The organism is Bradyrhizobium sp. 23 (assembly GCF_023073295.1).
In the GTDB taxonomy this organism is placed as follows: domain Bacteria; phylum Pseudomonadota; class Alphaproteobacteria; order Rhizobiales; family Xanthobacteraceae; genus Bradyrhizobium; species Bradyrhizobium canariense_D.
Window position 1 is genome coordinate 9091 of record NZ_JADPJF010000097.1, and the last position, 4580, is coordinate 13670.

At 61.0% G+C, this 4580-nt stretch carries 4 protein-coding genes and 2 pseudogenes; all 6 read right to left on the minus strand.

Features of this window, described 5'->3' with window-relative positions; genetic code table 11:
* Nucleotides 1-46: 46 nt before the first annotated feature.
* On the minus strand, nucleotides 47-1108 hold the full coding sequence (locus IVB32_RS23305; protein ID WP_247282178.1) for a toprim domain-containing protein: 1062 nt from the start codon (nucleotides 1106-1108) through the stop codon (nucleotides 47-49).
* Between the two features lie 90 nt (nucleotides 1109-1198).
* Nucleotides 1199-1375: pseudogene (locus IVB32_RS23310) on the minus strand (DNA-binding protein); the annotation flags it as partial.
* Between the two features lie 107 nt (nucleotides 1376-1482).
* Nucleotides 1483-1623 (minus strand): annotated as a pseudogene (locus IVB32_RS23315) (antirestriction protein ArdC); the annotation flags it as partial.
* Nucleotides 1624-1715: 92 nt separating this feature from the next.
* The gene (locus IVB32_RS23320) at nucleotides 1716-2720 is read right to left on the minus strand and encodes a tyrosine-type recombinase/integrase (RefSeq protein WP_247358141.1); all 1005 of its coding nucleotides are present in this window, start codon (nucleotides 2718-2720) and stop codon (nucleotides 1716-1718) included.
* Nucleotides 2717-4093, minus strand: coding sequence for a tyrosine-type recombinase/integrase (locus IVB32_RS23325; RefSeq protein ID WP_247358140.1), 1377 nt, complete (start codon nucleotides 4091-4093; stop codon nucleotides 2717-2719). Before IVB32_RS23325 ends, IVB32_RS23320 begins: the two co-directional genes overlap by 4 nt.
* Nucleotides 4090-4580, minus strand: a 491-nt coding sequence (locus IVB32_RS23330; RefSeq protein ID WP_247411633.1) for a tyrosine-type recombinase/integrase, incomplete at its 5' end; no start/stop codon positions are given. The genes IVB32_RS23330 and IVB32_RS23325, both read right to left, overlap by 4 nt.

The window sequence follows — 4580 nt, forward strand, 5'->3', positions numbered from 1 at the left end:
GGCCTCGCCTATGACTGGCCGATCGACGTCGATCAAGGACCGGAAGCTATTCCGCGGGTACAGTCGAGGGATGCAGGAAGCGAACGACGTCCTCTGGCACGAGCTGGAGCTGCAACGCTGCTTGGAGAGCATGGACACCGAAGACATGCAGATCTTCGTTGAAGTCGCCCAGCCGGGGCGACAGCGTGACCGCTTCAATGCCGGCGTCCGCTGCGCGCTGGCTGAGGGTCGCCTGCACCGCATCGCCAGCGGCATCGACATCGCGGGCGATGTAGAGCCGGCGCAGCCCGGTCGGAAGAACCATGGCGGAGAGATGATTGGCCGAGAGCGCAGCCAGCATTGGCATTATCGGCAACACGTAACGTAGCGACAGCATGGTTTCGATTCCCTCGCCGGCAGCGAGCACGTCGTCCAGCACGCCGAAGCGAACCGCGTTCCCCAGGAGATCGCCCATCGCGCGTCGCGGCGTATCGATCGGAGCTTTGCCCAGCCGAATGCGATCAAAGCCGTCAGGGTCGAGCCAGGTGCGATGCACGCCAGTGATCCTGCCTTCGAGATCCGTGACGCAGGCGATCATCGCCGGCCAGGTCTCGGCTGGCAGGTGTTCGTCGGGCCGATAATAGCAGCGCGGATGGAAACGCAGGCTGCCACCATGGTGCAGGTGGGCGATCCCGCGACGCTGCAAATATGTCTCGGCCAGCGTCCCCTCGATCGGTTGCGATCTCATAAAGAGCCGTCTTGCCGCGTCTTGCGATCCGGCCGGTCCTAACGGACGAACGGGTTTCGGGACGAGTTCCGGTTCAGTACGAGCCAGCCTCAGAAAGCGCCTCGCCTCCTCTGCGACCTCCCGGAAATCGCGCAAGCCGCAGGTTTCACGGATGACGTCGAGGAGATCGCCATGTTCCCCGGTTGCGGCGTCAGTCCATTTTCCGGCGGAGCCTTTCCGTGAGTCCTGGAGCCGCACGAACAGTGAGCGCCCTGGGGCGTTGTGGACATCGCCGACCAGCCAGTACCGCCCCTCCCTCTTTCCATTGGAGAGATAGTGTCGGCACACCGCCTCGGCCTCGCGCGCGAGGCGGCGTGCTAATTCGCAAGGCTTGCTGAACATCAGGCGGCCTCCCGCTCACTGATGCGCGTGATCGGATAGGGGTCGAGCACTTTCGACAGGACCTCCACGCCGCTCGCAACCGTACGCACGAACAACCGCCCGCACGTTGAGACTCTGCAGGAGCGTACGCTGCGCGATACTTTCGGCGAGTTGCTCGATGGAAATGCCCGCCGTCACATGCCGGACGTTGGACTGGCTCAGCACCAGCTTGTTGAACGGAATATTACGCGAGGGCGACAAGGTGATCTTTTGGACAGCCTTCGTCATGCCGATTCTCCACGACGGGCGGCCGAGAGCCTCTCTCTCGACCTCCAACCCATCGCGGAAAACGACCCGCCCTCTCACTCTCGTTCCCGCGGTGACCGGGCGGAGCCTCACGCCGCTTCCTGGTCCGCTTTTTCCGCCTTCATGTGGGCAGCGGGTGCTGGCAAGAATCCAAGGAGATAGTCCGCGACCTTGCTGGCCTGTGAAGCGGCCCGCACAATTGCACGATTGTCCTCGCGCAACACATCGAGTAATCAGCAGCAGATCATAATGTGAAGGAGCACCACGTTTCCGGTGTTATGCTGGGATAGTGCGCGATCTCCTCCACATTATTTCCTTGCCGCTAAAGGGTATCGAGCCAGGCCAGAACGCTCTGGTCCTGTTTCCACGATGGTCGTTTTGCCGATCGTGACGGGCTTTCGAGGCGCTCCAACGCCAGGCGCTTTGTTTCCAGATTTGCCTGAGCGTAGTGGTTTGTGGTGTCGAGGCTGACATGGCCGAGCCAGCTTCGGATCACAGTGACGTCAACGCCTGCCGCTACCAGATGCACCGCCGTCGCATGACGGAAGCTATGAGGTGTTACGTGCTTTGAGGCCAGGCTCGGCATGATCTTCGCTGCCGCTTCGACGTATTGCGCCAGTTTGAAGCGGACGCCCGATGCGCCGAGCGGGACACCATACCGATTGACGAAGATGGGCTCGTTGTCGGCCCTCGGCTGTCGCATGAGCTGCGATCTTAGCAACGACACGGTTTCTGGCCAAAGAGGGCTCAGCCGTTCTTTTCGTCCCTTGCCGTAAAGACGCACGCAGGTTGGCGAGTCGAACCGGATCGCCCGCAGGCAAACATCGAGCGCCTCCTGGATGCGCGCGCCGGTATTGTAGAGGAAGCAGAAGAGCGCGTGGTCGCGTTGCCCCTCAATCGTCGAGCGGTCGGGCTGCGCCAGAATGGCCTTCACCTCCTCGGGCTCCAGATAGCACGGCGCATGGATCGGCGCTTTCTTCATGGGCACGTGCAGAATCTGGGTGCATTGCTCGATAGCCGTCGGCTCGCGGTCAGCAACGAAGCTAAAGAAGCTACGTAATGCGGACAGGCGACAGTTGCGCGTGCCAATCGTATCTCCGCGTTCCTGCTCGGTGTATTGCAGGAAGGTCTTGACCTCGGAGGCCGTCAGGTCCCCCAGTGCGAGCTGGGCTATCGGCCGGCGTCGGCGTTGAGCCACGAACCTGAGGAACAGGCGCCATGTGTCACGGTAGGACCGAACGGTGTGCGCAGAGGCATTTCGCTGCTGAACCATCCACTCGTAAAAGAAGGCATGAAGCAGCCTCGGGAACGGGTCGACCGGTTTCATGGCTGCACCCCCTCTGACGCGTGCAGGCAATGTGACGCGAACGTCCGGAAGCGTTCGTTTGCTTGCTGAAGGAGTTCCTGGGTGACCGTGATGTAAACCAGCGTCGAGTGGATATCGCGGTGCCCCAGATATGTCGCGAGGAATGGAAGCTTGTCCTGCGGATTGATGCCGGCGCGGTACCATTCGAGAATGCGGTTCACCACAAACGAGTGACGCAGGTCGTGGATGCGAGGGCCAGTCTTGCCTTTCGCCGCCTTGAGTCCGGCACGCCGCAGGATGTCGACAAGGCAACCGGCGATGGCGTGCGACGTGTAGCGCGCATTGCCCTGATCGTGCCAGAACAGGCCAGATTCGGGGCTTTGTGGCATCTTCGCCTTGCGTCTCGCCTCCAGATATTCCCGCAGCGCCGACAACGCACTGTCAGCCAATGGCAAGATCCTCGATTTGAAGAACTTCGTCTCCCGGATGGTAATCGTGCCAACCTGCAGATCGATATCGGCAAGGTTCAGGCGTGCGAGTTCTCCCAACCGCAATCCCGCGCAATAGGTCAGGACCAGCATGGTGTAGAGGCTGATCGGCCGCAACGGTGAGCGTGGAGAGGGGTAGGTCAGAGCGATGTCGAGGAGACGGCGAACCTCTTGCGCGCTGTAAATATATGGCCGACGCCAATGTCGCGCGACCTGTTGTGCAGGACGGGGATCCGGACGTCTTGGTTTGGTGCTGGGATCGAGATGATGCTGTGCCTTGGCCAAGGCACGAGCGAGCTTTTCGCATTCGGCGGCATGGTTGGCGGTTGATCGCGCGGCCGCCCAGTGCTGCAACATGATCGATACTGACTCTCCCGCCAACTCCGGATGCGCTTGCAAGAAGCGATCGAACCGCCAGAACCAGCGGGTCTGCGTCTGATAGCGATAACCTCTCGCCTGCATCAGCGCGATGTGGTTGCGCATGAGGTCGCCGAGAACACTGCTGAACGGTGGGAACTGCCGTAGCGCTTCGAGTGCCTGATCGGGATCGGGCGCGAGCAGCGACCGCACGATAGCCTTGTCGCTTTTCGCATGGTACTCGGCACGCAAATCAGCAATGGGATTGCTGACGATCAGCGCTTCCCCCACGAGGAAGTCGAGGAAGCGATTGACGATGCGGGCGCGATGCAGCAGCGTCGCCATGGGCCAGTGCATGGCATATTCGCGCAACCACGTTTCGAGCACTTCTCGGCCAAGCTGTCCGGGTGTGCGCTGATCCCGGACAACCACTTCCTGGAAGGTTCGGAGCGCCTGACGGTAATAGATCGGACTGGTCGAGCAGCGTAGCCGGAGCCGACCAAGATAACGGGCAATCGTTCTGCCATCGGTGTCGGGCCAAGCGTTCATGAGCGCACCTCCTGTCCCGGGATCTCTAGGGCGATTGCGCGCAGGTCCTCCGTGGCAAGTTTCAGGTAGGGGATCGTCGATTCCGTTGAACGATGACCCAATACGTCTCCGATCAACTTTCGCGGGACCGACGCCCGTAGCAGACTGACTGCACGTGCATGTCGGAAGGTATGCGGGCCGCGTTTGCCGCTTGGTGTGACGCCTGCCGCCTCAATCCGCCGGCTGACTTCGTTATAAATACGCACCATGGGAACGTAGGGTGCGCGGGTGCGAACAAATATCTCCCGCACACCAGTTTCAGGGCGGCCGTGCCGGAGGTACTCGATCAGCGCTTCCCCAACGGCCTCAAACAAGGGCAGAAGAGAATGATCACCCGTTTTGGAGCGGCGGATGTGCAGAATGTCCGCCCGCCAATCGATGTCTTCTAACCGCAAACGGCTTATCTCGCCGGAACGTAACCCATAGGTCGCAAGAAGCTGAAGGATGG